This window comes from Streptomyces sp. Inha503 (assembly GCF_047215865.1).
Classification (GTDB): domain Bacteria; phylum Actinomycetota; class Actinomycetes; order Streptomycetales; family Streptomycetaceae; genus Streptomyces; species Streptomyces lycopersici.
The window spans coordinates 10,072,839-10,096,305 of record NZ_CP178360.1; the positions used below are offsets into that span (position 1 = coordinate 10,072,839).

Genomic DNA, 23,467 nt, shown 5'->3' on the forward strand with positions numbered 1-23,467 from the left:
CGACGCCCGCCGGGCGGGGCACGGGGCCCCGGTCGGGCTCAGCGCGCCTGCGGCGGGACCGGCAGCGGAAGGGCCGACTCGGGTGCCGGTGCCGGTGCCGGTGCCTGTGCCGGGTCGAGGCGGGCGCTGATCACCAGCGTGCCCTGCTCGATCTGGTAGTCCAGCGGCAGTTCGAGGGCGCGCATCGCGGCGACCATGCCGGTGTTGGCCGACTGGGTGACGGCGTAGACGCTTTCGCAGCCGGTCCCGGCGGCCATCGCCACCAGCCGCCGCAGCAGCTCCCCGCCGACGCCGCGGCGCTGCCACTCGTCCTCGACGATCAGCGCGAGCTCGGTCTCGTCCCCGTCCCACAGCAGATGGCCGAGGGCCACCAGCCGCCCGGAGGCGGTGTACGCGGCCAGGGTGCGGCCGAAGCGGGGGCTCAGCAGATGGGCGAGGTAGCGGTCGGCGTCGCCGACCGGCCCGTGGTAGCGCAGCCCGAGCGTGGTGGAGGAGCAGCGGGCGTGCATCTCGCGGGCGGCGGCCAGGTCGCCGGTGTCGGCGCGGCGCACGGTGATGGCGTTGCCCTCGGGCAGCGTCAGCACGGCGCCGTCGTGCGGGATCCGCGGGCCGAGCCGGGCGTCCAGCTCGACCAGCGCGCGGGCCCGGGCGAACTCGGTCGGGGTGAACGGCAGATACGGCCGCTCGATGATGATCGCGCCGCCGGACGGGTCGCGCAGCCGCATCACGGTCTCCTCCAGGACACCTTCGGCGGGCGGTGTGCTGTCCAGCGACCGCCCGCTGAGGGACTTGGCGGGAACCGAGTGGATGGTGCAGCGGCCGAACAACTGGCGCAGGGCGAGCGGGAGTTCGGCGGCGTCCAGGGCGGTGCGGGTGGCCAGGGTCAGCGCCCGGGTCGGCGCGTCCACCAGGTCGTGGGTGTCGGCCCGCTCGACCCAGGTGTCGCTGCCGCCCGCGGCGGCGACGGCGTCGGTCAGCCCGTTGGACGGCAGGGCCTCGGGGGCGCGCAGCAGGAACTCGTCCACCGTGCCGTCCGTCAGCGGATGGGTCTGGAGGGCCAGGATGTCGACCCGGTGCCCGGCCAGCGCCGCGCACAGCGCGGCGAGGGTGCCCGGCTCGTCCCGTACGGTCGTGCGCATCCGCCACAGCGTGGTGGCCTCGGGGGCCGTGGTCTCCGGGGCCGTGGTCTCCGGGGCGCCCGCGGCGTGGGCGTCGGCCGCGGGCGAGCGTGAGGTTCCCGGCGGCGCGTGGCCCTGACGCCGCGACCACCATGCGACCAGATCGTGCCGCCAGCGGGGGCGGTGCCGGTGAGGGGGCTCGGGGGTCGCTCGAAATGTCATGCAAACACCCTCGCGCAGAGGTGTTGCGTGATCACGAACAGACTGTGACCTAAGGGTTAAGGGCGCATCTGGTTACAGAAGCTTATTTTGTCCGAAATCAAAAGGTTGAAGCCTGAGGTTCCATCACCCTACCGCCCACCTGCGCAGTACGCTGCCGCACCGCCGTGCGTACGCCCGCTGGAAGAGCGGCACCAGCGGCCCTCCGGCCCGGCCGAACCAGGACTCCGAGCGGCTGAACGCCGTCACCGTCAGTACCACCGAGCCATCCGGCTCCAGCTCCACCACGAACGACTCCTCGCCCCGTTCCGGATGGCCGGGCAGCGTGCCGTACGCGAAGCCGGTCCGCGACTCCTCCGCGACCGTCCACACCACCTGGCACGGCGCGCGCAGCCGCAGCCGCCCGACCCCCAGGCCCACCACTACCGGCCGCCCCGGGGCGGCGACCGGATCCGCGGTGCGGATCGACACCCCCACCGCCCGGTGCATCCGCCAGTCCATCACCGCCCGCCCGGCCGCCTCGAACGTGCCCCGCCCGTGGCCGACCCGGGTCCGCACCCGCAGATGGCGATAGCCGGAGGGCAGCGGCCACCGCCGGGTGGCGCCCACCTCCGGATAGGTGAGCCGGGAGGCCGGGCCGGGGGCGTCGCTGGATCCCATGCCCGTACGGTACGCGGCGGCTTTACGGTGCGCGCCACGGGAACGCTGCGGCCTTACGGTGCGCGCCACGGGAACACGGCGGCCTTACGGTGCGCGCGGCCCCGTCGGCGTACCGTACGGGGCCGCGCACCGCACACCGACCGCGGCTACTGGCCGACCAGACCCGGCCGCAACACCTTGGTGAACAAAACCTTCCCCCCGTCCTCGCGCAGCCGGACCGTCATCTCGGCGCTGTCGCCGTCGATGTCCACCTCGCCGTAGAACTGGAACCCCTCGGCGGGCGAGACGTTCGCCACCGTCGGCGCCTTGACGAAGGGCTGCTCGGGGCCGAACGTGCCGTCCAGCTTCACTGCCGGGAAGGCACCCGCGTTCAGCGGACCGGAGACGAACTCCCAGAACGGCGCGAAGTCCTTGAACGCCGCCCGCGACGGGTCGTAGTGCTGCGCCGAGGTGTAGTGGACGTCCGCCGTCAGCCACACCGTGCCGGTGATCTTCTGGTGCTTGATGTGCCGCAGCAGCTCGGCCATCTGGAGCTCACGGCCGAGCGGGGCGCCCGGATCGCCCTGCGCGACGGCCTCGAAGTCGGTGTTCCCGTCCGGGACCACCAGGCCCAGCGGCATGTCGCAGGCGATGACCTTCCACACCGCGCGCGACCGCGACAGCTCGCGCTTGAGCCACGCCAACTGCTCCGCGCCGAGGATGCCCTGGGCGTCCTCCGGCTGACGGTTCGGCGAGTTGCGGTCGCGGTACGTACGGCAGTCCAGTACGAAGACGTCCAGCAGCGGGCCCTGGTGCTGGGCCCGGTAGACCCGGCCGCTCGCGTCCGGGCGCAGCGTGCTGATCGGGAAGTACTCGGCGAACGCCTGGCGCGCGCGGGCGGCCAGCACGTCGACGTTCTTCTCGGTGTAGCGGTCGTCGGCCAGGATCTCGCCCGGGTACCAGTTGTTGAGCACCTCGTGGTCGTCCCACTGGGTGATGGTCGGCACCTCGGCGTGGAACCGGCGCAGGGCGGGGTCGAGCAGGTTGTACCGGAAGTTGCCGCGGTACTCGTCCAGCGTCTCGGCGACCTTGGTCTTCTCCGGCGTGATGAGGTTGCGCCAGGTGGAGCCGTCGGGCAGCTTGACGGTCTCCGTCATCGGGCCGTCGGCGTAGATGTTGTCGCCGCTGCACAGGAAGAAGTCCGGCTCCCGGCGGCGCATCTCCTCGAAGACGCGGTATCCGCCGTGGTCGGGGTTGATGCCCCAGCCCTGGCCCGCCAGATCGCCCGACCAGACGAAACGCACGCCCTTACGGCGCTCGGGAACCGTGCGGAACGTGCCGTGCACCGGCTCACCGGTGCGGCGCGGGTCCTCCGGGTCGGCCAGCAGCACCCGGTAGTGCACCTGGCTCCCGGCGGGCAGGCCGTGCAGCGCGGTGCGCCCGGTGAAGTCGGTGCCGGGGCCGACCAGCGGGCCGTGCCAGCGCTTGGCCCGCGCGAAGGACTCGGTCGCGGACGTCTCCACGATCATCCGGGCCGGACGGTCGGAGCGGACCCACACCAGCCCCGACGACGTCGTCACATCGCCCACCTGAACGCCCCACTGGGCGCTCGGACGCCCCGACAGCGCCTGAGCGGGCGCGCCGGACGCGGCCGACGCGGCGGCCGACGCCACGGTGGGCACCGCGAGTGCCGCCGAGGCGGCCGCCGATCCCTGCAATACCGTGCGCCGCCCGATCCCTCTGCCCGATTCCCGCCCCATGGTGCCCTCCGTCGCTCGTAGAACCGCTGTGCTGTTTGTTATCGGTGCAAGGTGCCGCCCTTGCGAACGCCCAGTGAATAACGGTGCGGCCGCCCGGAGTAAAGACCCCGGCCGCCGGCGGTGCGGAGGTCGATGTAACGAAAGGCGCCTGGACCGTCAGCGGCTGCCGTCCAGGATGACGCGGGCGACGAGCGCGGGATCGTCGTTCATGGGCACGTGCCCGCAGCCGGGGAGGCGGACCAGCCGGGCGCCGGGGATCACCCGCTTGGCACGGACGCCCTGGCGGCGCGGCATCACCCGGTCGCGCGAGCCCCAGGCGATGGTGACCGGGACATCGGGGATGTCGTGCGTGAACAGCCCGGAGCTTCCGGCGGCCAGCGTGGCGCCGAAGCCGACCGCCTCGCGCATCGCCCGCGTCTCGGCGACGACGGCGTCCGGTGAACGCCGCGCGGGCCGGGCGTAGATGGCGCCGGTCAGCGCGGCCCGTCCGGCCGCGCCCCGGGCCAGCCACGCCACCATCGGCGGCGGCAGCGCCCGCGCCCCGGCCCGCATCGCGGCCAGCACGCCGAAGGCGTAGCGGCGCTCGGCCTCGGTCCAGAACCGGGCGGGGGACAGCGCGGTGACGGACCGTACGAGTCCGAGCCGGCCCAGCTCCAGGGCGATCAGCCCGCCGAGCGAGTTCCCGGCCACGTCGGGGCGGGTGACGCCAAGCGCCTCGAAGAGCGCGTCGAGCACGGGTATGACGCCGTCGAGGTCGTACGGGATGCCGTCCGGCAGCGCGTCCGACGCCCCGAAGCCGGGCAGGTCCACGGCGATCACATCGCGGTCGACCGCGAGGATGTCCAGCACCGGCTCCCATGCCTGCCAGTGGTGGCCGATGCCATGCAGCAGCACCAACGGCCGCCCCGCGCCGCGCCGTTCGTGGACGACCCGGGCGGTGCGGGGGCCGCCGGGGGTGGCGACGGAGAAGGAGAGGGACGCGGGCATCGGGTGGCTCCTCACGATCGGCGTTCCGGCAGGCGCACGCGGCGTATGAGACAGCATGTCAGCAAGAGTTACCGGAGGGTAGACCCGATGGCCGATACCGAGGGCGGAGGACCGACAAACGACGGCCCGGACAGCGCACGCCGCCGAACGTGAGCGGACGCGGCCGCCGAGCGTGGGCGAACGCGACCGCCGAGCGTGAGCAAACGAACGCGGCCGCTGGGTGGGGCGAACGCCGCCGCCGCTACAGTCCGCCCGCGACCCGCAGCACCGCGCCCGTCGTGTACGACGCCTCCGGCGACAGCAGCCACGCCACCGCGCCCGCGATCTCCTCCGGCTCGCCCGGCCGTCCCATCGGCACCCGCCCCTGGACGCGCCACGGCCGCTCGGGGTCGCCCATCCGCTCGTGGATGTCGGTCAGCGTCATCCCGGGCTGGACCGAGTTGACCCGGATCCCCTCCGCCGCCAGCTCCTTCGACAGCCCGACCGTCATCGCGTCGACCGCCGCCTTGCTGGCCGCGTAGTGCACATACTCCCCGGGGCTGCCGGTCGTCGCCGCGCCCGAGGAGATGTTGACGATGGCGCCGCCCTGCCCGCCGTGGCGCGTGGACATCTCGCGCGCCGCGCGCCGGGCGCACAGCAGGGCCCCGGTCACATTGACGTCCACGACGCGCCGCATCACCTCCGGTGAGGTCTCGGTGAAACGGCCCAACGGGCCCGTGATCCCGGCGTTGTTGACCAGACCGGTGATCGGGCCCAGCTCCTCCCGCACCCGGTCGAACATCGCCTCGACCTGGTCCGCGTCGCTGGTGTCGGCCTGGACGGTCATCGACCGCACACCCTCCGCGCGCACCGCCGCCGCCCACCGCTCCGCCGCGTCCCGGGCGTGTTCGTAGCCGATCGCGACGCCGTGCCCGGCGCGCGCGAGCCGCACCGCCACCGCCGCGCCGATGCCGCGACTGCCCCCTGTGACCACCGTGACCTGGTCCATGCCCATCAGCTCAGCTCCCGCCCCGTGACGCATCCCGCTCCGACGGTCACCGACGATAACCGGTCAGGGATTGGTCTTGACCAAGTACGTGCGCCGCCTTATGGTCGCATTGATACTGCAACAACCTTTAATAAAGAAGCGCGCATAACTGTGAAGGCGCGCGGGACTGTCGGCCATCGAAACCAAGGGGGACAGGGTGGGGACCAAGCAGCTGGAATCGGTGCCAGAGCCCAAGTACTGGCATCTGAAGACCGTGCTCAGCGACGCACTCGACTCGGAGTTCGCGGTCGGCGAGATCCTGCCCAACGAGCGCGAGCTGGCCGCCCGCTTCGGCGTCGCCCGCGCCACCCTCCGACAGGCGCTCGAACAGCTCGAGCTGGAAGGCAGGCTCCAGCGCCGCCGTGGCGTCGGCACCACCGTCGCCCCGCCCCGCGTCGGCGTGGCCGTCGGGGACTACGCCCACGGCTGGACCGACGCCTCCGGCGAGAACACCTGGCAGACCGTCGACAGCACCGAGGTGGCCCCGCCCGCCGAGGTCGCCCGGCTGCTGGAGATCGACCCCGAAACCCCGGTCCACCGGGTGCGCCGCACCCGGATGAGCCACGGCCAGCCGCTCGCCGCCGAGCTGCTGTACGTACCGGCCGAGTCCGTCCCCGGCCTCGCCGCCATCGACACCCCCAGCGGGCTGGCCCGCGCCCGCGCCGTGCTGCGCGAGCTGCGCCGGCTGGAGCTGGAGGGCCGTGAGCAGACCGTGGAGCTCGGCTCGGCCCGCGCGGACGACGCCAAGGAGCTCGACCGGCTGCCCGGCGCCCCCGTCCTCCTCGTGACCACCCGCTATGTGTCCCAGGGCCGCACCGCGGCCGTCGCCGTGGCCACCTACCGGGCCGACACCTGCCGGCTCACCTTCGGCGACGCGGGCGAGGAGCTGCTGGCGGGCTGATCCCGGCCCGCCCCGCGCCCCACCGCCCCGCCCCCACCGCTCCGTACGCCACCGCTGTGTACGCCACCGCTGTGTACGCCACCGTTCCGTACGCCTCCCGAAACGGCCCCGTGCGACCCGCGTCAGCGGCTCGCGCGGCGGGTCGTCACCGTGCTGTCGACCGCGAACAGCTCCTGCTCCACATGGTCCAGGGCCAGCCGCAGCGCCCCCGTGGTCACCGCCGCCTCGCCCAGCAGCGAGAGCGCGACCTGCGGGGGCCGCAGACAGTAGCGCGACAGCTCATCGCGCAGCGGGGCCAGCACCCCGTCAAGACCTGCGGCCCAGCCGCCCACCACCACGACTTCCGGGTCCAGCGCCAGCACCAGGGCCGCGGTGTCGTGAACCAGCCTGCGGACGAAGCGGTCCACGGCCGCCCGCGCCCGTTCGTCGCCGTCCCTGGCCAGCGCGAAGACATGCGCCACCTGCGCCTCGTCCAGCGGGTTCAGCGGCTCCCCGGTCGTGGACAGCACCTCCTCCGGGGCGGCCTCCCGGCCCAGCAGATGCAGCGCCCCGATCTCCCCGGCGGCGCCGCCGAAGCCGCGGTGGAGCCGCCCGCCGATCAACGACCCGGCCCCCGGGCTCAACCCGGCCAGAACGAAGACCACATCGTCCGAACCGGCCGCGGCCCCCTTCCAGTGCTCGGCCACCGCGGCCGTGTTCGCGTCGTTCTCCACCAGCACCGGACAGCGGAAGGACCGCCGCAGCCGCTCGCCCAGGGGCAGTCCGGTCCAGCCGGGGAGCGCGGTGCACAGATGGACGGTGCCGTCGGCCTCGACGACGCCGGGGCTGCCCACCCCGACCGCGCGCAGCGAGAACCGGGCCACCCCGGCACGCCGCAGCAGATCCGCGACGGTGGTGCGCACCCGCTCCAGCCGCTCGTCCGCGGACGCCTTCTCCGACACCTCGCGCACGATCGAGCCCAGCGCGTGTCCGTCGAGGTCCGACAGGAGCGCGGCCACCCGGTGCGGCCCTATCTCTATGCCCAGCAGATGCCCGGCCTCGGCCCGGAAGCGGAAGCGGCGCGCGGGGCGTCCCTGGCGGCGGACACCGCCCTCCTCGGCGGGCACCTCGACCACCAGACCGCTGTCGGCCAGCCCGTCGATAACCCCCTCGACGGTGGGCCGGGACAGCCCGGTCACCCGGGTCAGATCGGTGAGGCTCGCGCTCCCGGCGCAGCCCCCCGCCTCGTCCTGGCCACCACCGTCGGCGGCGCCGGACGCGGTCGCCGCGCGCAGCGCGTGCAGGACCACGGCGGAGTTGATGCGTCGCAGCAGAGACGGATCCCCGCCGGTGAGCCGCCCCAACGTCGGCCTCCCTCCCAGTGCGTATCTGCCGGATCGTATCCGCTGGGCGCGGAGGCGGCGAGTGCCTACTCCCGGCTCGGACCACCCGGCCCTCGCGCGGCCCATCTGACGGGCGGCCAGATGTCCGACCTACGCGGTTTACTGACAGCATGACCAGTACGGCGGACCATGTGGCCACGATCGATCAGCTGCGCGTGCGGGACTTCCCCACGCAGCGGACCGCCGACGGACGGGTGGAAAGCGGTCCCGGCTTCCATGTCGCCGACCTCCGGGTCAGCGAGGACTTCTGGGACGCGGATCTGAGCCGGGTCGAGGAGGTGCTGGAGGAGTTCGAGGCCGAGCTGGGCGCGCTGGAGCAGGTGCTGACCTTACGGTGGGGCACCCCCGACGTCCTCGACCTCGGCGACTCCCTGGAGCGCTCGGCGATGGGCGAGCCGGTCCCGCCCCCGCTGGATACCCTGTGCGGTTACGTCCCCGAGCTGCGCGTCTGGCGCGTCGACGGCCGCTGGGTCGGGCTGGGCGTCGGGCAGGGCGACCGCGAGCTGCCGTTCCAGCTGCTGGTGGCGATAGGGGAGGAGGGCACGATATGACGCACCTCCGGCGCTGGGCGCGACGGGGCGATGTCCGGCCTGGTCCGGGGCGTGGAACGACCGGGGCGTCCTGATCGCATAGGCATCGCATAGGCTCGGCGGATGGCGAAGTATTACGATGTCCACCCCGAGAATCCACAGCAGCGCACCATCGGCAATGTGGCTGACATGATCCGCTCCGGCGGCCTCATCGCCTATCCGACGGACTCCTGCTTCGCACTGGGATGCCGACTGGGCAATCGTGACGGCATCGACCGGATCCGGTCGATCCGGAACCTCGATGAGCGTCACCACTTCACGCTGGTGTGCCAGAACTTCGCGCAGCTGGGCCAGTTCGTGCACGTCGACAAGGACGTGTTCCGCGTGATCAAGGCAGCGACGCCCGGCAGTTACACCTTCATCCTCCCGGCGACGAAGGAGGTGCCGCGGCAGCTGCTGCACCCGAAGAAGAAGACGGTCGGAGTCCGGATTCCCGACCATGCCACCACTCAGGCCTTGCTGGCCGACCTCGGTGAGCCGCTGCTCTCCAGCACCCTGCTCCTGCCCGATGAGGACGAGCCGATGACGCAGGGCTGGGAGATCAAAGAACGGCTCGACCATGTGGTGGACGCCGTGGTGGACTCGGGTGACTGCGGCACCGAGCCGACCACGGTCATCGACTTGTCCGGCGGCGAAGCCGAAATCGTACGTCGGGGGGCGGGCGACACGGCACGGTTCGAGTGACCGCGCCGACGGCATCACCTCATGTCTCAGGTGTCCGGGCGTAACCGCGGGCGCGGCGGGCCCCGGCGTCCGGCTAGCCGTCCGCCTCGGCGGCAGTGCGCAGCCGGCCGTACTCCTCCGCCATGGCGGGCAGCGTCCAGTGCGCGTTGAGGCCGCTGGGATTGGGCAGGGCCCAGATGCGGGTCTCACCTATGGTCCGCGTCTGCGGCCCGATCTTCGCCTTCTTGTCGCCGAACGCCACCCGGTAGGCGGTGACCCCCGCCACCGCCAGCCAGCGCGGCCGCAGCCGGAGCACCTTCTCCTCCAGGATCCGGCCGCCCTCCCGGTACTCCTCGTCGCTCAGCTCATCGGCCCGGGCGCTGGCGCGCGCCACCACATTGGTGATGCCGAGCCCATAGCGCACCAGCTCCGACTGCTCGGACGGATCGAGCCGACGGGGGGTGAACCCCGAGGCGTGGAGGGCGGGCCAGAAGCGGTTGCCGGGGCGGGCGAAGTGGTGGCCGGTGGCGGCCGTCATCAGCCCCGGGTTGATACCGCAGAAGAGGACGCGCAGACCGTCCGCGACCACGTCGGGGACGAGGCGGTCGCGGGCGGCCTCCAGTTCGGCGGGGGTCATCGCGGGCGTCATCGCCGGTGTCAGAGGATCGAGCCGGGAGCGTAGGCGGCGGCCTCCGGGCGCTCCTTGACGATCTCCTCGATCCGGGCGACCACCGCGCCCACCTGGTCCGCGGCCGCGCCCGTGAAGGAGAGCTTGTCGTCCATCAGGGCGCCCAACGCGGCCCGGTCCAGCGGGATCCGCTCGTCGGAGGCGAGCGAGTCGAGCAGCTCATTGCGCTCGGCGCCCCGCTCGCGCATCGCCAGCGCCGCGCCCACCGCGTGCTCCTTGATCGCCTCATGGGCGACCTCGCGGCCCACCCCGGCCCGTACGGCGCCCATCAGCACCTTCGTGGTGGCGAGGAAGGGGAGGTAGCGGTCCAGTTCACGGGCGATGACGGCGGGGAAGGCGCCGAACTCGTCGAGCACGGTCAGGAAGGTCTCCAGCAGCCCGTCGAAGGCGAAGAAGGCGTCCGGCAGTGCGACCCGGCGCACCACCGAGCAGGAGACATCGCCCTCGTTCCACTGGTCGCCCGCCAGCTCCCCGGCCATCGAGGCGTAGCCGCGCAGGATCACCGCGAGGCCGTTCACGCGCTCGCAGGAGCGGGTGTTCATCTTGTGCGGCATCGCGGACGAGCCGACCTGGCCGGGCTTGAAGCCCTCGGTCACCAGCTCGTGCCCGGCCATCAGCCGGATGGTCTTGGCCAGCGAGGACGGGGCCCCGGCCAGCTGCACCAGCGTGGTGACGACGTCGTAGTCCAGCGAGCGCGGATAGACCTGGCCGACGGAGGTGAACGCCTGGCCGAAGCCGAGGTGGGTGGCGATCCGCCGCTCCAGCTCGGCCAGCTTCGCCGCGTCGCCGCCGAGCAGGTCCAGCATGTCCTGCGCGGTGCCGACCGGGCCCTTGATGCCCCGCAGCGGATAGCGGCCCAGCAGGTTCTCCAGCCGCTCGTACGCCACCAGCAGTTCGTCCGCCGCGGTGGCGAACCGCTTGCCGAGCGTGGTGGCCTGCGCCGCGACATTGTGCGACCGGCCCGCCATCACCAGCTCGGCGTGGTCGGCGGCCAGCTTGCCGAGCCGGGCCAGCACCGCGACCGTACGGTCCCGCACCAGCTCAAGGGAGAGCCGGATCTGGAGCTGCTCCACGTTCTCGGTGAGGTCGCGGGAGGTCATGCCCTTGTGGACGTGCTCATGGCCGGCGAGGGCGTTGAACTCCTCGATGCGGGCCTTCACATCGTGGCGGGTGACCTTCTCGCGCTCGGCGATCGAGGCCAGGTCGACGGTCTCCAGGACCCGCTCGTAGTCGGCGAGGGCGGCGTCCGGCACCTCGATTCCGAGGTCCTTCTGGGCGCGGAGCACGGCGAGCCACAGCCGCCGCTCCAGCGTCACCTTGTACTCGGGGGACCACAGGACGGCCAGCTCCGTGGAGGCGTAGCGGTTGGCCAGGACGTTCGGGATGCGCGGCTTACCAGTCACGTGCACAGATTCTACTGGCCGTCCTCGCAGGCCAGACCGGTGGCCGAGGGAGGCCGCCGAACGGCCCGGGGCCCAGGCTTCATCTGGGCCTCGCGGATCAGCCCTCGTACGGCAGCAGCTCGGCGCGCTTGGGGGCCCGCCCGTCGCCCGAGGAGCGGCCGGTCAGCCGCCTGCCGATCCACGGCCCGAGGTGCTGGCGGGCGAACCGCACATCCGAGGTGCGGCGGGCCAGCCATCCGACGGGCACCGCGGGCGGCAGGGGCGCGTTCCAGTCCTCCTCCGGCTCGAGGCCCAGCGCCTGCCATACGGCCTCGGCGACCCGCCGGTGCCCCTCGGCGTTCAGATGCAGCCGGTCCTCGTGCCACATCCGGGGGTCCCCGACGGACTCGGAGGCGTACAGGTCCACGACGGTCGCGTCATGCCGCGCGCCGAGCTCGTCGATGAAGGCGAACAGCCGCTCCATCCGGGGCAGGAACCGCTCCAGCACCGGTCCGCGCCGTCCCGGGCTGCGCATCAGCACCAGCCGCTTGCAGCTGGGCGCCAGCCGCTCGACGGCCTCCTCCAGCAGTCCGCACACCCGGCCCACGTCGCATTTCGGCCGCAGCACATCGTTCAGCCCGCCGACCAGGGTCACCAGGTCGGCGCCCATGGCCGCCGCCGGGCCCGTCTGCTCCTCGACGATCTGCCCGATGAGCTTGCCCCGTACGGCGAGGTTGGCGTAGCGGAAACCGGGGTCGCGGGCCGCGAGCCGCCCGGCGAGCAGATCCGCCCAGCCTCGGTAGGTGCCGTCGGGAAGCGCGTCCGACATGCCCTCGGTGAAGGAGTCGCCGACCGCGACGAAGCTGCTGTAGGTGATGTTCTTCTGCATGGCTCGGGAGATCTTATCCCGGCGCGTGGGCTGCGTGGGCCGCCGAGCGCGAGCATGATGAGCCGCATGGCGATGACCCACATCTACTTCGAGGGCGGAGCGCGGAACGGGACGACCGCCAGCTGGAATGTGGAGCCCGGCGCGGACATCTACGACGACAACATCTTCCGGCCACCCGAGCTGTACCGGCGGACGAACCGCACCAAGGTCATCGGACGCGTCGAGTACGTGATCTTCCGCTACGACCCGATGGGCACCCGGCCCGGTCCCGGCCCCGGTTCCGGCCCCCGCCGCTGAGCCCCGCGCGGCCGTCCGGCCGGGGCCGCGGTCGGACCGGTTGGACCGGTTGGACCGCCCGGGGTTCCGCGCGCCGCGCGGCGGGGCAGTCTGGTCGGCGTGGATGCCTTCGAATGCGACCGTACGACCATGGCCATCGTCGCCGCCGCGCTCGCCGACGACGGGGAGGGCGCCGCCGCCCTCCTGGAGCCGCTGGAGACGCGCGATGTGTGCCGGGTCGCGGTGCGGCTCGCCGCGATGGCCGCCCATGCGCTGGTGGCGGTGGCCGAGGAGGGCGGTGGCGGCCGGGAGGAGGCGCTGGCCCACTGGCAGGCGTGCATCATCGCCCATGAGTCCAGACAGACGGAGGAATGATCGGGCACGGGCCGGCTGGAGCGCTCAGACGACCAGCTCGCGCAGTACGTCCTCCATGGTCACCAGCCCCTCCAGCCGTCCGTCCGCGGCGATGACCGCCGCGAGATGGGTACGGCTGTCGCGCATCGCGGTGAGCACGTCGTCCAGCGGTGTGAGGGACCGCACCCGGGGGATCGGGCGCAGCTGATCCGGGCGGAACGGCACATCCCGGGGCCGTGCGTCCAGCGCGTCCTTCACATGCAGATAGCCCAGGATCCGCCCGGAGTCGTCCACCACCGGGAACCGTGAGAAGCCGGTCCGCGCCGACAGCCGCTCCAGCTCATCGGGGGTCACCCCGAGCCGCGCCCTGACCACCCGGCCCATGGGCAGCACCACGTCCCGCACCCGTCGCCGGCCCAGCTCCAGCGCGTCCCGCAGCCGCTCGGTGGCGCGGTCGTCCAGCAGCCCGGCCTCGCTGGAGTCCGAGACCATCCGGGCCAGCTCATCGTCGGAGAAGGTGGCCGCGACCTCGCCCTTGGGCTCCACGCGCAACAGCTTCAGCACCCCGTTCGCCAGGGCGTTCACGCCGAAGATCACCGGGCGCAGGGCGCGGGCGAGGGCGACCAGGGGCGGGCCGAGCAGCAGCACGGTGCGCACCGGCTCGGCCAGCGCCACGTTCTTCGGCACCATCTCGCCGAACAGCATGTGCAGATACGTGGCCAGGCTCAGCGCGATCACGAACGAGACCGGATGCACCAGACCCAGCGGCAGACCCACCACATGGAACAGGGGCTCCAGCAGATGCGCGATGGCCGGTTCCGCCACGGCGCCCAGCACCAGCGTGCACAGGGTGATCCCGAGCTGGGCGGCGGCCAGCAGCGCGGAGAGGTGCTCCAGGCCCCACAGTACGGCCCGTGCCCGCCGGTCGCCCTGCTGGGCATGCGGTTCGATCTGGCTGCGGCGCACCGAGATCAGGGCGAACTCCGCGCCCACGAAGAAGGCGTTGAGGACCAGCGTCAACAGGCCGATCAGGAGTTGGAGGACGGTCATCGGCCCGTCGCCCCCTCGGCCCCGTGCACACCGCCGGCCCCGTCGCCTCCGCCCCGATCGCCCCCGTCGCCCCCGGTCCCGCCACCCGCGGGGCCGCGCAGTGGCGCCCGCAGCCGGACCCGGGCCGCCCGGTGGCTCGACACCTTCCGCACCTCCACCGACCAGCCCGCCGGCTCGACGGTGTCGCCGACGGCCGGGATCCGGCCAAGCTCGGTGGCGATCAGCCCGGCCAGCGTCTCGTACGGGCCCGGGGGCACCCGCAGCCCGATGCGCTCCAGCTGGTCGACGCGGGCCGCGCCGTCCGCGTCGTATAGCGTATGGCCCCCGGGGTCCCGGCCCATCGGGATCAGCTGGGCGGTCTCATGCGGATCGTGCTCGTCGCGTACCTCGCCGACCACCTCCTCGACGATGTCCTCCAGGGTGACGACCCCCGCCGTACCGCCGTACTCGTCGATCACCACGGCCATGCTGCGCTGGGCCGAGAGCCGGTCCAGCAGCCGGTCCACGGTGAGCGGCTCCGGGACGAACACCGCCTCGCGCATCACCTCCGACACCGGGCGCCGGGGCCGCTCCTCGGCGGGGACCGCCAGCACGTCCTTGATGTGGACGAGCCCGGCGACGGTGTCCAGGCTGCCCCGGTAGACGGGGAAGCGGGACAGCCCGGTGGCGCGGGTCGCGTTGGCCACGTCCTCGGCGGTGGCCCGTACGTCCAGCGCCACCACCCGCACCCTCGGGGTCATCACGTTCTCCGCGGTGAGCCCGGAGAGGTTGAGGGTGCGGACGAACAGCTCGGCGGTGTCCTTCTCCAGCGCGCCCTCCTTGGCGGAGTGCCGGGCGAGGGCGATCAGCTCCTGCGGACCGCGCGCGGAGGCCAGCTCCTCGGCGGGCTCCAGGCCCAGCCGGCGCACGGTGCGGTTGGCGGTGTTGTTGAGATGGGAGATCAGCGGGCGGAAGACGGAGCTGAAGACGCGCTGCGGAGTGGCCACGGCCTTGGCGACCGGCAGCGGCCGGGAGATCGCCCAGTTCTTGGGCACCAGCTCGCCGACGACCATCAGTACGACGGTCGACAGGAAGGTGCCGAGCACCAGCGCGGTCGAGTGGACGGCCGACGGGGGCACGCCGATCGCGGTGAGCGGCCCGGCCAGCAGGGCCGCGACGGACGGCTCGGCCAGCATGCCGACGACCAGATTGGTCACGGTGATGCCCAGCTGCGCGCCCGAGAGCTGGTAGGTGAGGCTCCGTACGGCCTTCAGCGCCCCGGCCGCACCGCGCTCCCGGCGCGCGGCCGCGAGTTCCAGCTCGCCGCGCTCGACCGTGGTCAGCGAGAACTCCGCCGCGACGAAGGCGCCACAGGCCACCGCCAGGAGGAGCGCCACGGCCAGGAGGAGGACTTCGGTCATCGGTTCACCTCCGTCCCATGCTAAAAGGACGCGCACGGCGGTGCCGCGCCCGGGAGGGCCGCGGGGGTCAGGGGCGCAGCGGTTTGACCCAGCGGCTCCACTGCGGCTGCGGCGCATAGCCCGCCGCGCTCCACGCGTGGTGGGCGAGCTCGTTCTCGTTCAGCACCATCGCGTCACCGCGCCGTCCGCCCAGGGCCGCGAACCGCTCCTCGGCCGCCGCCAGGAGGGCCGTCGCCACGCCCCGGCGGCGGTGCCCGGGGTGGACGGCCAGCCGGTACAGATGGCAGCGCCAGCCGTCGAAACCGGCGATCACGGTCCCGGCGAGCTCACCGTCCCGCTCGGCCAGCAGCAGCGACTCCGGGTCGCGGTCGAGCAGCCGGGCCACCCCGTCCCGGTCGTCGCTGATGCTGGTGCCCTCCGCCGCCTCCTTCCAGAAGGTGAGCACGGTGTCGAGGTCGGCGGGGGCCGCGGCCCGTATCCGGAGATCGTCCATGCCCGTATCCCACCATCGGGCGGACCGCGGCGTCGACGGGATTCCGCCGGGTCAGCTGCCGTGCAGCTCCTCGATCACCGGCGCGAACGCCTCCATGTTGTGCTCCAGCACGGTGAAGTACGAGAAGCCGAACCGCTCGCGGTGGGCCCGCAACTGCTCCGCCATCTCCTTGGCGCCGCCCAGCAGCAGCGCCGGGTGCTCCAGTAGCTGGTCCTCGGTGAGGTCCGGTGCGTACGGGGCCAGCTCGCGCGCCTTGGCGCTCCGGTCGTCGGTGGGGCCGACCATCTGGATGAGGTAGTTCAGCTCGATGGTGTCATCGCTTTCGTCGGCCCCCTTGGTCCTCCCCGCCTCGGCGGCGAAGCGGCGGAAGGCGGCGACCCGGCCCTCCAGCGCCTCGGGGCTGATCAGCTGGAGGGTGCCCTGGGGCTTGCCCGCAGGCTGCACCGCGCCGGTGAAGGCGGCGATGTCCGCGTGGCGCGCGGCCAGCCGCAGCAGCCGGTCGCCGTTGCCGCCGAGCAGCAGCGGCGGGCGCGGGGACTGGGTGGACCGCGGCCGGTGCTCGGAATCGGTCAGCAGCCGCTCCAACTCGGCCACGGTGTGCACCAGATGGTCCACCCGCTCCCGCGGCGAACCGAACGGCAGCCCGGCGCTGTCGTGCTCGGCCTTGACATAGCCGGCGCCGAGGCCGAGCTCCAGCCGGCCGTCGGTGAGCGCGTCGCAGGTGGCCACCTCCCTGGCGAGCAGTGCGGGGTTCCAGAAGCCGGCGTTGAGTACGAAGGTGCCCAGCCGGGGGCGCTCGGTCGCCTCGGCGGCGGTGGCCAGTGCCGGGAACGGGGCGGGGTTGCCGAGGTGGTCGGGGGCCAGCAGCACGTCATAGCCGAGCTGCTCGGCGTGGCGGCACTTTCCCCGCCATGCCTCGGCCGATTCAAGGGTGAGCAGATTGACTCCGAAACGGAACGGCCTTGCCATGAGCCCTCCTTGATCGCGGATACCGCGAACGTATCCGAGTTCGGCTCCGTTCGGGGCGGCTCGCCCTCATTCGGCGTCCCGGCCGATCGGGCACCGGCCCGGGGCCCGGCGCTCAGTTCAGCGGATCGGGGTCCGGGGCGGGCCCGGTTGGCGCGGCGGCGGCGAAGATGTGCATCCGCTCCAGCACCGCCTCGGCCGTGGGCCGCTCCATCCGGTCCACGATCCGGCCGTCGGCGAGGAAGAGCACCAGATCGGAGTGGGCGGCGGCGGTCGGGTCGTGGGTGACCATGACGACCGTCTGGCCCAGTTCGTCCACGGCCTCCCGAAGGAAGCGCAGCACCTCGAGGCCCGCCCGTGAGTCCAGGTTGCCGGTCGGCTCGTCCGCGAAGATCAGCTCGGGGCGGGAGGCGAGCGCCCGCGCGCACGCCACCCGCTGCTGCTGCCCGCCGGACAGCTGGGCGGGCCGGTGCCGCAGCCGGTCCCGCAGCCCGAGGGTGTCGATGACCCGGTTCACCCACTCCTGGTCGGGTTTGTGGCCCGCGATGTCCATGGGCAGGGTGATGTTCTCGGCCGCGTTGAGCGTGGGCAGCAGATTGAACGACTGGAACATAAAGCCGATCCGGTCGCGGCGGAGCTGGGTCAGCTCCTTGTCGCCCAGGCCGGTGATCTCGGTGTCGCCCAGCCAGGCCCGGCCCGACGAGACCGTGTCGAGACCCGCCAGACAGTGCATCAGGGTGGACTTGCCGGAGCCGGACGGGCCCATCACCGCGGTGAACCTGCCCCGTTCGATCTCCACGTCCACCGCGTCCAGCGCGAGCACGGCCGTCTCGCCGCTGCCGTACGCCTTGGTCAGGGCACGGGCACGGGCCGCCGCACGGCCGCCGCCGTCCGCGAACCCGTCCGTCTTCGTTGCCGCCGGTGTGGACATGATGCCTCCCCGTATCGGAACGTCGTGCCCTCGATGGTAGGGACCCGGCCGCCGGTACGCGCGCCTGTGGACGGGGCGTACGGGAATGCGGACGACGGCGGGAAGGCGACGGCGGGAAGGCGATCAGGGACCGGAAGGGGCGGACGGGCGGCGGGCGGCGCCGAGCACGCACGGGGACGTCGGCAGCGCCGGGCCCCGGTCCGGGATGCGCAGCCGGCGGTGGCCGAGCGGTTCGAAGCCCGCGGCCGCGATCTCCGACCGCGCCTCACGCGCCGTATGGCAGCCGCCGAACATCAGCGGCCACACGGTGCGGTCCAGCGCCCGCTGGGTCGTCGCCAGGACCCGCCCCTCGGCGCGGCCGTGCTCGAGGAAGCGCAGCTCACCGCCGGGCCGCAGTACCCGCAGCAGCTCGGCGAGCGCGCGCCGCACATCGCGCACCGAACACAGCACCAGACAGGCCACCGCCGCGTCGAACCCCTCGCTCTTGACCGGCAGCGCCTCGGCGACGCCCGGCACCACGTCCACCGGCACCCCGGCGCGCAGCCCCGCCCGGGCGGCCAGCCGCCGCAGATGGCGCTCGGGCTCGATGGCGACGACCTCGGAGACGGTCTCGGGGTAGTGCGGGAAGTTCAGCCCGTTGCCCGCGCCGATCTCGATGACCCGGCCGGAGAGCCCGGCCAGCAGCTCGCCGCGCAGCTCACCCAGGCCCGCCCGCTCGTCGGCCAGCGGGCTCAGTCTGGCGTAGCAGCGGGCGAAGAGCGGATGGTGGACGGCGTCACGCGGGGGTGTGCGACGGCATACGGGCATGGGAGCTCCCCCTTGTCCCAGGTATGGGCGGTTTGTTCCGGGTGTCCCAGGGATGGACGATGACCGGTACCGGGATTCTGCCCAGGCGGGGGGTGTCGCTACGCGGCCAGCCGCGCCGGGTCCCAGGTGCCGTCCAGCCGGGGCGCCAGCCAACCGGGGGCCTGGGCGCGGAACTCGGCGGGCGGCAGGGCGGGGGCGCCCTGGGGGACGGCGCCCAGCAGCGGGACACCGGAGGACTCCGGCAGATCGGCCACATTGCAGCGGGAGGCGAGATCCGCGGCGGCGGGCCAGCTGCCGATGACGACGCCGGGGCACTCCAGCCCGCGGGCGCGCAGCGCCTCGGTGGTCAGGGTGGTCGCGTTGAGCGTGCCGAGACCCGCGTGGGCGACGACGAGGACGGGCGCGCCGAGCAGCCGGGCCGCGTCGGCGAGCGTCGCCCCCGTCTCGTCGAACCGTACGAGCAGCCCGCCCGCGCCCTCGACCAGCACCAGATCGTGCTCGGTGGCCAGCTTCTCGGCCGCGTCGGCCACCTCGTGCGGCCGCACCGGAGGCCGTCCGGCGCGGCGGGCGGCGGTGGCGGGGGCCAGCGGCTCGGGGTAGCGGGCGAGTTCGCGCAGGGTCACCGCCCCGGCGAGGCGGGCCACCTCCGCGGTGTCGCCCGGCTCGTCCTCCGCGACACCGGTCTGGGCGGGCTTGAGCACCGCCACCGAGCGGCCGTGCGCGAGCGCCGCGGCGGCGACGGCCGCCGTGCTGACGGTCTTTCCGATCTCGGTGCCCGTACCGGTGACGACCAGGACTGTCATCTTTGTTTCCGCTGCCTTTCGCTTTCGTTTGTGCTCCCGGCGGCGTGCCCCGGGCTGACCCTCGCATGCCCCGGCCCGCGGTCGGTCTCTTTCCCCGGGGAAAGTCGATTCCCTGGAGAGAGCCGATTCCCTGGGGAGAGCCGACCGCGAGCGGGGCGGGCGGTCAGACGGCCGCCGCGGCGGCCGCCCGGACCGCCGCGCAGATCCGGGCCAGATCGTGGTCCCCGGTGATGTACGGCGGCATGGTGTACAGCAGATCGCGGAACGGGCGCAGCCATACGCCCTCGCGCACCGCGGCCCGCGTCGCCGCCGCCATCGCCGCGTCGTCCATCGGACGGTCCAGCTGGACGACGCCGATCGCGCCGAGCACCCGTACGTCCCGGACGCCCGGCACGGCGGCGGCCTCCGCGAGACCGTCCCGCAGCCCGGTCTCGATCCGCTTGACCTCCTGCCGCCAGTCGTAGGAGAGCAGCAGGTCGATCGAGGCGCAGGCGACGGCCGTAGCCAGCGGATTGCCCATGAAGGTCGGGCCGTGGGCGAGCACCGGCACCTCGCCGCGCGAGATGCCCTCCGCCACCCGCGGGGTGCACAGCGTGGCGGCGAGGGTCAGATAACCCCCGGTCAGCGCCTTGCCCAAACACATCACATCGGGGCACACCCCCGCGTGCTCGGCCGCGAAGAGCGCGCCCGAGCGGCCGAAGCCCGTGGCGATCTCGTCGAACACCAGCAGGACGTCGTGCTCGTCGCACGCCTCGCGCAGCACCCGCAGCAGCGCGGGGGAGTGGAAGCGCATCCCGCCCGCGCCCTGCACCACCGGCTCCACGATCACCGCGGCCAGCTCATGGGCGTGACGCGCCACCAGCTCACGGACGTGGCGCTCGTACGCCGGGTCGGGGTCCGCGTCGAAGCCGGGCGGCGGCGCGTCCGCGAAGATCTGCTCGGGCAGCACACCGGACCACAGCCGGTGCATGCCCCCCTCCGGGTCGCACACCGCCATCGGCTGCCAGGTGTCGCCGTGGTAGCCGCCGCGCCAGGTCAGCAGCCGCCGCTTGGCGGGGCGGCCCAGGGAGCGCCAGTACTGGAGGCACATCTTCACCGCGACCTCGACCGATACCGAACCGGAGTCGGCGAGGAAGACGTGCCGCAGCGGCTCGGGCGTGATCTCCACCAGGCGGGTGGCCAGCCGGACGGCGGGCTCATGGGTGAGCCCGCCGAACATCACATGGCTCATCCGGTCCAGCTGACCGCGCGCGGCGTCGTTGAGCGCCGGGTGGTTGTAGCCGTGGATGGCGGACCACCACGACGACATCCCGTCCACCAGCTCGCGGACGCCCTCCACCGGCTCGGCCAGCCGCAGCCGGACCCCGGCCGCGGACTCCACGACCAGCGGGTCCTGGCGGCCGGGCATCGGGCCGTACGGATGCCAGACGTGCTGCCGGTCCAGCTCCCGCAGCTCGGCCGGGGTCAGCGGCTCAGGCATTGGGCGGCAGATCCGTGCCCGCGCCGCGCCGGCGCACCGCGACCAGGCCGGCGTGGGACTCCTGCGCGCCCGCCGCGGCGGCCACCGTCGCACCGGCCGTCGCCTGGGCCGGTACGGCATCGGCGGGTACGGCGTCGGCGGGCGCGGCGTCGGCGGGTGCCGCGTCACCGCACGGGCCGCAGCCGCCGCCCTCCGCGCCGTGCCCGCCGCAGCCGGAACCGGCGGCGGCGAGGGCGTCCGCGCGGTGCGCGGGCAGCGTCGTCGTATCGGTGCCCTCCACCTCGAAGCCCGCGTCGGCGATCATCGCCAGATCGTCCTTGCCCGCCTGGCCCTCGGTGGTCAGATAGTCGCCGAGGAAGATCGAGTTCGCCAGGTTCAGGGCCAGCGGCTGGAGCGTCCGCAGATGGATCTCGCGGCCGCCCGCGAGCCGCACCTCGACGTCCGGGCAGACGAACCGCACCATGGCCAGGATCCGCAGACAGCGCTGCGGGGTGAGGTTCCAGTCCCCGGCCAGCGGGGTGCCCTCGATCGGGATGAGGAAGTTGACCGGCACCGAGTCCGGGTCCAGCTCGCGCAGCGAGAAGACCACGTCCACCAGGTCCGCGTCCGACTCGCCCATGCCCGCGATCAGCCCGGAGCAGGCGGACATCCCCGCCGCCTGGGCCTGCTGCACGGTCGAGACCCGGTCGGCGTAGGTGTGGGTGGTGGTGATGTCGCCGTACGTCGCCTCGGAGGTGTTGAGGTTGTGGTTGTACGCGTTCGCCCCCGCGTCCTTCAGCCGCTCCGCCTGGCCGTCGGACAGCAGCCCCAGACAGGCGCAGATCTCGACGTCCTGGTGCTCCTCCTTGATGGCGGCGATGGTCTGGGAGACCCGGTCCACATCGCGGTCGGTCGGGCCGCGTCCGCTGGCGACCAGGCACACCCGCTTGGCGCCGCCCGCGACCCCGGCGCCCGCCGCGGCGGCGGCCTGCTCCGGCTTGAGCCAGGTGTACTTGAGGATCTCGGACTTCGAGCCCAGCCGCTGTGAGCAGTACGAGCAGTCCTCGGGGCACAGCCCCGACTTGAGGTTCACCAGATAGTTGAGCTTCACCCGCCGCCCGAACCAGGCGCGGCGCACCTTGCCCGCCGCGGCCACCACATCGAGCAGCTCGTCATCGGAGGTCGCCAGGACGGCGAGCGCCTCTTCGCGGGTGGGCGTCTCGCGCCGCAGCCCCTTCTCCACCAGCGTGTTCAGCAGGTCCATGGCGACGATCCTTTCCTACCCCACCGCCCGCGGCCAAGGAGGGACCGTACAAGACGCGCTGATCGGGGTGTGTGTATTGCCACACCATGACCGGGCATGGACGAGGCTACGTTCTATCCGGACCCGACAGTCGGTGCCGGAGACGAGGCCACGGAAGGCGAGGCAGCCGATGCCCCAGGACCGCCACGACGCGTTCGCATGGATCGACGCACAGCGGGAGCGGCGCGACCGGGCGGGGCTGGTGCGCCGGCTCAGCCCCCGCCCCGCCGACTCCCCGCTGCTCGATCTGGCGAGCAATGACTATCTGGGGCTGGCCCGGCATCCGGAGGTGACGGCCGCCGCGGCCGTGGCGGCGCACCGCTGGGGCGCGGGGTCGACCGGGTCGCGCCTGGTCACCGGCTCCACCGAACTGCACGCCACGCTGGAGCGGGAACTCGCCGAGTTCTGCGGATTCGAGGCGGCCCTGGTGTTCTCCTCCGGCTACGCGGCCAATCTGGCCGCCGTCTCCGCGCTGAGCGGCCGGGACGCCCTGGTCGTCTCCGACGCGGACAACCACGCCTCGCTCATCGACGGCTGCCGGCTCTCCCGCGCCGAGATCGCCGTCGTCCCGCACGCCGACCCGGACGCCGTACGCAAGGCGCTGGGCGCGGCCGTGGTGGACGCGGGGGAGGCGAACGCGGGGGAGGCGCGGCGGCGCGCCCTCGTCGTCAGCGACGCGGTCTTCTCCGTCGACGGCGACGCCGCCCCGCTGGCCGCCCTCGCCGGTGCCTCCCGGCCGTACGGCGCGGCGCTGGTGGTGGACGAGGCGCACGGCCTGGGGGTGCTCGGCGAGGGCGGGCGCGGCGCGGTGCACGAGGCCGGGCTCGCGGGCGCGCCGGACGTGGTGGTCACGGCGACGCTCTCCAAGTCGCTGGGCAGCCAGGGCGGGGCGGTGCTGGGGCCCGCCCGGGTCATCGACCATCTGGTGAACTCCGCGCGGACGTTCATCTTCGACACCGGGCTCAACCCGGCGGCCGTGGGCGCCGCCCTGGCGAGCCTGCGGCTGCTGCGCCGGGAGCCGGAGCGCGCCACCCGCGTCCGTACGGTCGCCATGGGGCTGTACGGGCGGCTGACCGCCGCCGGGCTGGCCGCGGTGCGGCCGGACGCCTCGGTGGTGTCGGTACGGGCCCCGTCGCCGGAGGAGGCGGTGCGCTGGGCCGCGGACTGCCGCGCGGCCGGGCTGATGGTGGGGTGCTTCCGCCCGCCGTCCGTCCCGGACGGGGTCTCCCGGCTGCGGCTGGCCGCGCGCGGGGATCTGACGGAGGAGCAGATCGAGGAGGCGGTCGACGTGATCGTGAGGACCGCGCCGACCGCCTGATGGCTCACTGACGGGAGGGTGAGCGGATCAGCTCACCGGCGGAAGGAGTACTTCACTTACGG

At 73.3% G+C, this 23,467-nt stretch carries 24 protein-coding genes; 6 read left to right on the top strand and 18 right to left on the bottom strand.

Going from position 1 to position 23,467, the window contains the following annotated elements:
- Positions 1-38 precede the first annotated feature (38 nt).
- The 5 genes from ACJX2R_RS42250 to ACJX2R_RS42270 form a co-directional block, all read right to left on the bottom strand.
- Positions 39-1,340, bottom strand: a complete 1,302-nt coding sequence (locus ACJX2R_RS42250; protein WP_413104381.1) for an N-acetyltransferase family protein — start codon at positions 1,338-1,340, stop codon at positions 39-41.
- Between the two features lie 123 nt (positions 1,341-1,463).
- On the bottom strand, positions 1,464-1,997 hold the full coding sequence (locus ACJX2R_RS42255) for a DUF1990 family protein (RefSeq protein ID WP_413104382.1): 534 nt from the start codon (positions 1,995-1,997) through the stop codon (positions 1,464-1,466).
- A 146-nt stretch (positions 1,998-2,143) separates the two neighbouring features.
- Positions 2,144-3,736, bottom strand: a complete 1,593-nt coding sequence (locus ACJX2R_RS42260) for an alkaline phosphatase D family protein (protein WP_413104383.1) — start codon at positions 3,734-3,736, stop codon at positions 2,144-2,146.
- A gap of 156 nt (positions 3,737-3,892) precedes the next feature.
- A complete protein-coding gene (locus ACJX2R_RS42265) occupies positions 3,893-4,723 on the bottom strand; it encodes an alpha/beta fold hydrolase (RefSeq protein ID WP_413104384.1) in 831 nt (276 codons plus the stop codon).
- A 241-nt stretch (positions 4,724-4,964) separates the two neighbouring features.
- Positions 4,965-5,711: an SDR family oxidoreductase gene (locus ACJX2R_RS42270; protein WP_413104385.1), complete on the bottom strand. Its 747-nt coding sequence runs from the start codon at positions 5,709-5,711 to the stop codon at positions 4,965-4,967.
- A gap of 196 nt (positions 5,712-5,907) precedes the next feature.
- Here ACJX2R_RS42270 and ACJX2R_RS42275 point away from each other — a divergent pair, with 196 nt between their 5' ends.
- On the top strand, positions 5,908-6,651 hold the full coding sequence (locus ACJX2R_RS42275; protein WP_413104386.1) for a GntR family transcriptional regulator: 744 nt from the start codon (positions 5,908-5,910) through the stop codon (positions 6,649-6,651).
- A 122-nt stretch (positions 6,652-6,773) separates the two neighbouring features.
- Here the strand turns inward: ACJX2R_RS42275 and ACJX2R_RS42280 are convergent, their stop codons facing one another.
- Positions 6,774-7,994 (bottom strand): ROK family protein, encoded by a 1,221-nt coding sequence (locus ACJX2R_RS42280; RefSeq protein ID WP_413104387.1) that lies wholly within the window; start codon positions 7,992-7,994, stop codon positions 6,774-6,776.
- A gap of 149 nt (positions 7,995-8,143) precedes the next feature.
- On the opposite strand from ACJX2R_RS42280, the gene ACJX2R_RS42285 reads away from it, so the two are divergent.
- Both ACJX2R_RS42285 and ACJX2R_RS42290 read left to right on the top strand, forming a co-directional pair.
- A complete protein-coding gene (locus ACJX2R_RS42285; RefSeq protein WP_413104388.1) occupies positions 8,144-8,584 on the top strand; it encodes a hypothetical protein in 441 nt (146 codons plus the stop codon).
- Between the two features lie 102 nt (positions 8,585-8,686).
- Positions 8,687-9,307, top strand: a complete 621-nt coding sequence (locus ACJX2R_RS42290) for an L-threonylcarbamoyladenylate synthase (RefSeq protein ID WP_413104389.1) — start codon at positions 8,687-8,689, stop codon at positions 9,305-9,307.
- Positions 9,308-9,380: 73 nt separating this feature from the next.
- Here ACJX2R_RS42290 and mug read toward each other — a convergent pair whose 3' ends face one another.
- From mug to ACJX2R_RS42305, 3 genes are all read right to left on the bottom strand, one after another.
- Entirely contained in the window at positions 9,381-9,923 is a 543-nt protein-coding gene (gene mug / locus ACJX2R_RS42295) for a G/U mismatch-specific DNA glycosylase (protein ID WP_413104390.1), read from the bottom strand.
- Between the two features lie 20 nt (positions 9,924-9,943).
- Complete coding sequence (gene purB, locus ACJX2R_RS42300) at positions 9,944-11,377, bottom strand: adenylosuccinate lyase (RefSeq protein WP_413104391.1); 1,434 nt, start codon at positions 11,375-11,377, stop codon at positions 9,944-9,946.
- A gap of 97 nt (positions 11,378-11,474) precedes the next feature.
- Positions 11,475-12,245 (bottom strand): SGNH/GDSL hydrolase family protein, encoded by a 771-nt coding sequence (locus ACJX2R_RS42305; RefSeq protein ID WP_413104392.1) that lies wholly within the window; start codon positions 12,243-12,245, stop codon positions 11,475-11,477.
- Between the two features lie 66 nt (positions 12,246-12,311).
- On the opposite strand from ACJX2R_RS42305, the gene ACJX2R_RS42310 reads away from it, so the two are divergent.
- Positions 12,312-12,542, top strand: a complete 231-nt coding sequence (locus ACJX2R_RS42310) for a hypothetical protein (protein ID WP_244202572.1) — start codon at positions 12,312-12,314, stop codon at positions 12,540-12,542.
- A 99-nt stretch (positions 12,543-12,641) separates the two neighbouring features.
- On the top strand, positions 12,642-12,896 hold the full coding sequence (locus ACJX2R_RS42315) for a hypothetical protein (RefSeq protein WP_371106041.1): 255 nt from the start codon (positions 12,642-12,644) through the stop codon (positions 12,894-12,896).
- Between the two features lie 24 nt (positions 12,897-12,920).
- On the opposite strand, the gene ACJX2R_RS42320 is transcribed toward ACJX2R_RS42315, so the two are convergent.
- From ACJX2R_RS42320 to bioB, 9 genes are all read right to left on the bottom strand, one after another.
- Positions 12,921-13,925, bottom strand: a complete 1,005-nt coding sequence (locus ACJX2R_RS42320) for a hemolysin family protein (protein WP_413104393.1) — start codon at positions 13,923-13,925, stop codon at positions 12,921-12,923.
- Positions 13,922-15,325 (bottom strand): hemolysin family protein, encoded by a 1,404-nt coding sequence (locus tag ACJX2R_RS42325; RefSeq protein WP_413104394.1) that lies wholly within the window; start codon positions 15,323-15,325, stop codon positions 13,922-13,924. The genes ACJX2R_RS42320 and ACJX2R_RS42325 overlap by 4 nt, the downstream gene beginning before the upstream one ends.
- A 67-nt stretch (positions 15,326-15,392) precedes the next feature.
- Positions 15,393-15,860, bottom strand: a complete 468-nt coding sequence (locus tag ACJX2R_RS42330) for a GNAT family N-acetyltransferase (protein WP_413106093.1) — start codon at positions 15,858-15,860, stop codon at positions 15,393-15,395.
- Positions 15,861-15,869: 9 nt separating this feature from the next.
- Complete coding sequence (locus ACJX2R_RS42335; protein WP_413104395.1) at positions 15,870-16,787, bottom strand: LLM class F420-dependent oxidoreductase; 918 nt, start codon at positions 16,785-16,787, stop codon at positions 15,870-15,872.
- Positions 16,788-16,899: 112 nt separating this feature from the next.
- Entirely contained in the window at positions 16,900-17,715 is an 816-nt protein-coding gene (locus tag ACJX2R_RS42340) for an ABC transporter ATP-binding protein (RefSeq protein WP_413104396.1), read from the bottom strand.
- A gap of 123 nt (positions 17,716-17,838) precedes the next feature.
- On the bottom strand, positions 17,839-18,522 hold the full coding sequence (locus ACJX2R_RS42345) for a class I SAM-dependent methyltransferase (protein WP_262701360.1): 684 nt from the start codon (positions 18,520-18,522) through the stop codon (positions 17,839-17,841).
- A gap of 98 nt (positions 18,523-18,620) precedes the next feature.
- Complete coding sequence (gene bioD, locus ACJX2R_RS42350) at positions 18,621-19,325, bottom strand: dethiobiotin synthase (RefSeq protein WP_413104397.1); 705 nt, start codon at positions 19,323-19,325, stop codon at positions 18,621-18,623.
- 163 nt (positions 19,326-19,488) lie between these two features.
- Complete coding sequence (locus ACJX2R_RS42355) at positions 19,489-20,805, bottom strand: adenosylmethionine--8-amino-7-oxononanoate transaminase (RefSeq protein ID WP_413104398.1); 1,317 nt, start codon at positions 20,803-20,805, stop codon at positions 19,489-19,491.
- Complete coding sequence (gene bioB, locus ACJX2R_RS42360) at positions 20,798-22,048, bottom strand: biotin synthase BioB (protein WP_413104399.1); 1,251 nt, start codon at positions 22,046-22,048, stop codon at positions 20,798-20,800. Before bioB ends, ACJX2R_RS42355 begins: the two co-directional genes overlap by 8 nt.
- A gap of 169 nt (positions 22,049-22,217) precedes the next feature.
- On the opposite strand from bioB, the gene ACJX2R_RS42365 reads away from it, so the two are divergent.
- Complete coding sequence (locus ACJX2R_RS42365) at positions 22,218-23,405, top strand: 8-amino-7-oxononanoate synthase (RefSeq protein WP_413104400.1); 1,188 nt, start codon at positions 22,218-22,220, stop codon at positions 23,403-23,405.
- Positions 23,406-23,467 lie beyond the last annotated feature (62 nt).

Bases quoted from the DNA above. Each gene is read 5' to 3' on its own strand.
- ACJX2R_RS42250 (WP_413104381.1), bottom strand. From the start codon at position 1,340: ATGACATTTCGAGCGACCCCCGAGCCCCCTCACCGGCACCGCCCCCGC.
- ACJX2R_RS42255 (WP_413104382.1), bottom strand. From the start codon at position 1,997: ATGGGATCCAGCGACGCCCCCGGCCCGGCCTCCCGGCTCACCTATCCG.
- ACJX2R_RS42260 (WP_413104383.1), bottom strand. From the start codon at position 3,736: ATGGGGCGGGAATCGGGCAGAGGGATCGGGCGGCGCACGGTATTGCAG.
- ACJX2R_RS42265 (WP_413104384.1), bottom strand. From the start codon at position 4,723: ATGCCCGCGTCCCTCTCCTTCTCCGTCGCCACCCCCGGCGGCCCCCGC.
- ACJX2R_RS42270 (WP_413104385.1), bottom strand. From the start codon at position 5,711: ATGGACCAGGTCACGGTGGTCACAGGGGGCAGTCGCGGCATCGGCGCG.
- ACJX2R_RS42285 (WP_413104388.1), top strand. From the start codon at position 8,144: ATGACCAGTACGGCGGACCATGTGGCCACGATCGATCAGCTGCGCGTG.
- ACJX2R_RS42290 (WP_413104389.1), top strand. From the start codon at position 8,687: ATGGCGAAGTATTACGATGTCCACCCCGAGAATCCACAGCAGCGCACC.
- mug (WP_413104390.1), bottom strand. From the start codon at position 9,923: ATGACCCCCGCCGAACTGGAGGCCGCCCGCGACCGCCTCGTCCCCGAC.
- ACJX2R_RS42305 (WP_413104392.1), bottom strand. From the start codon at position 12,245: ATGCAGAAGAACATCACCTACAGCAGCTTCGTCGCGGTCGGCGACTCC.
- ACJX2R_RS42310 (WP_244202572.1), top strand. From the start codon at position 12,312: ATGGCGATGACCCACATCTACTTCGAGGGCGGAGCGCGGAACGGGACG.
- ACJX2R_RS42320 (WP_413104393.1), bottom strand. From the start codon at position 13,925: ATGACCGTCCTCCAACTCCTGATCGGCCTGTTGACGCTGGTCCTCAAC.
- ACJX2R_RS42325 (WP_413104394.1), bottom strand. From the start codon at position 15,325: ATGACCGAAGTCCTCCTCCTGGCCGTGGCGCTCCTCCTGGCGGTGGCC.
- ACJX2R_RS42335 (WP_413104395.1), bottom strand. From the start codon at position 16,787: ATGGCAAGGCCGTTCCGTTTCGGAGTCAATCTGCTCACCCTTGAATCG.
- ACJX2R_RS42340 (WP_413104396.1), bottom strand. From the start codon at position 17,715: ATGTCCACACCGGCGGCAACGAAGACGGACGGGTTCGCGGACGGCGGC.
- ACJX2R_RS42345 (WP_262701360.1), bottom strand. From the start codon at position 18,522: ATGCCCGTATGCCGTCGCACACCCCCGCGTGACGCCGTCCACCATCCG.
- bioD (WP_413104397.1), bottom strand. From the start codon at position 19,325: ATGACAGTCCTGGTCGTCACCGGTACGGGCACCGAGATCGGAAAGACC.
- ACJX2R_RS42355 (WP_413104398.1), bottom strand. From the start codon at position 20,805: ATGCCTGAGCCGCTGACCCCGGCCGAGCTGCGGGAGCTGGACCGGCAG.
- bioB (WP_413104399.1), bottom strand. From the start codon at position 22,048: ATGGACCTGCTGAACACGCTGGTGGAGAAGGGGCTGCGGCGCGAGACG.
- ACJX2R_RS42365 (WP_413104400.1), top strand. From the start codon at position 22,218: ATGCCCCAGGACCGCCACGACGCGTTCGCATGGATCGACGCACAGCGG.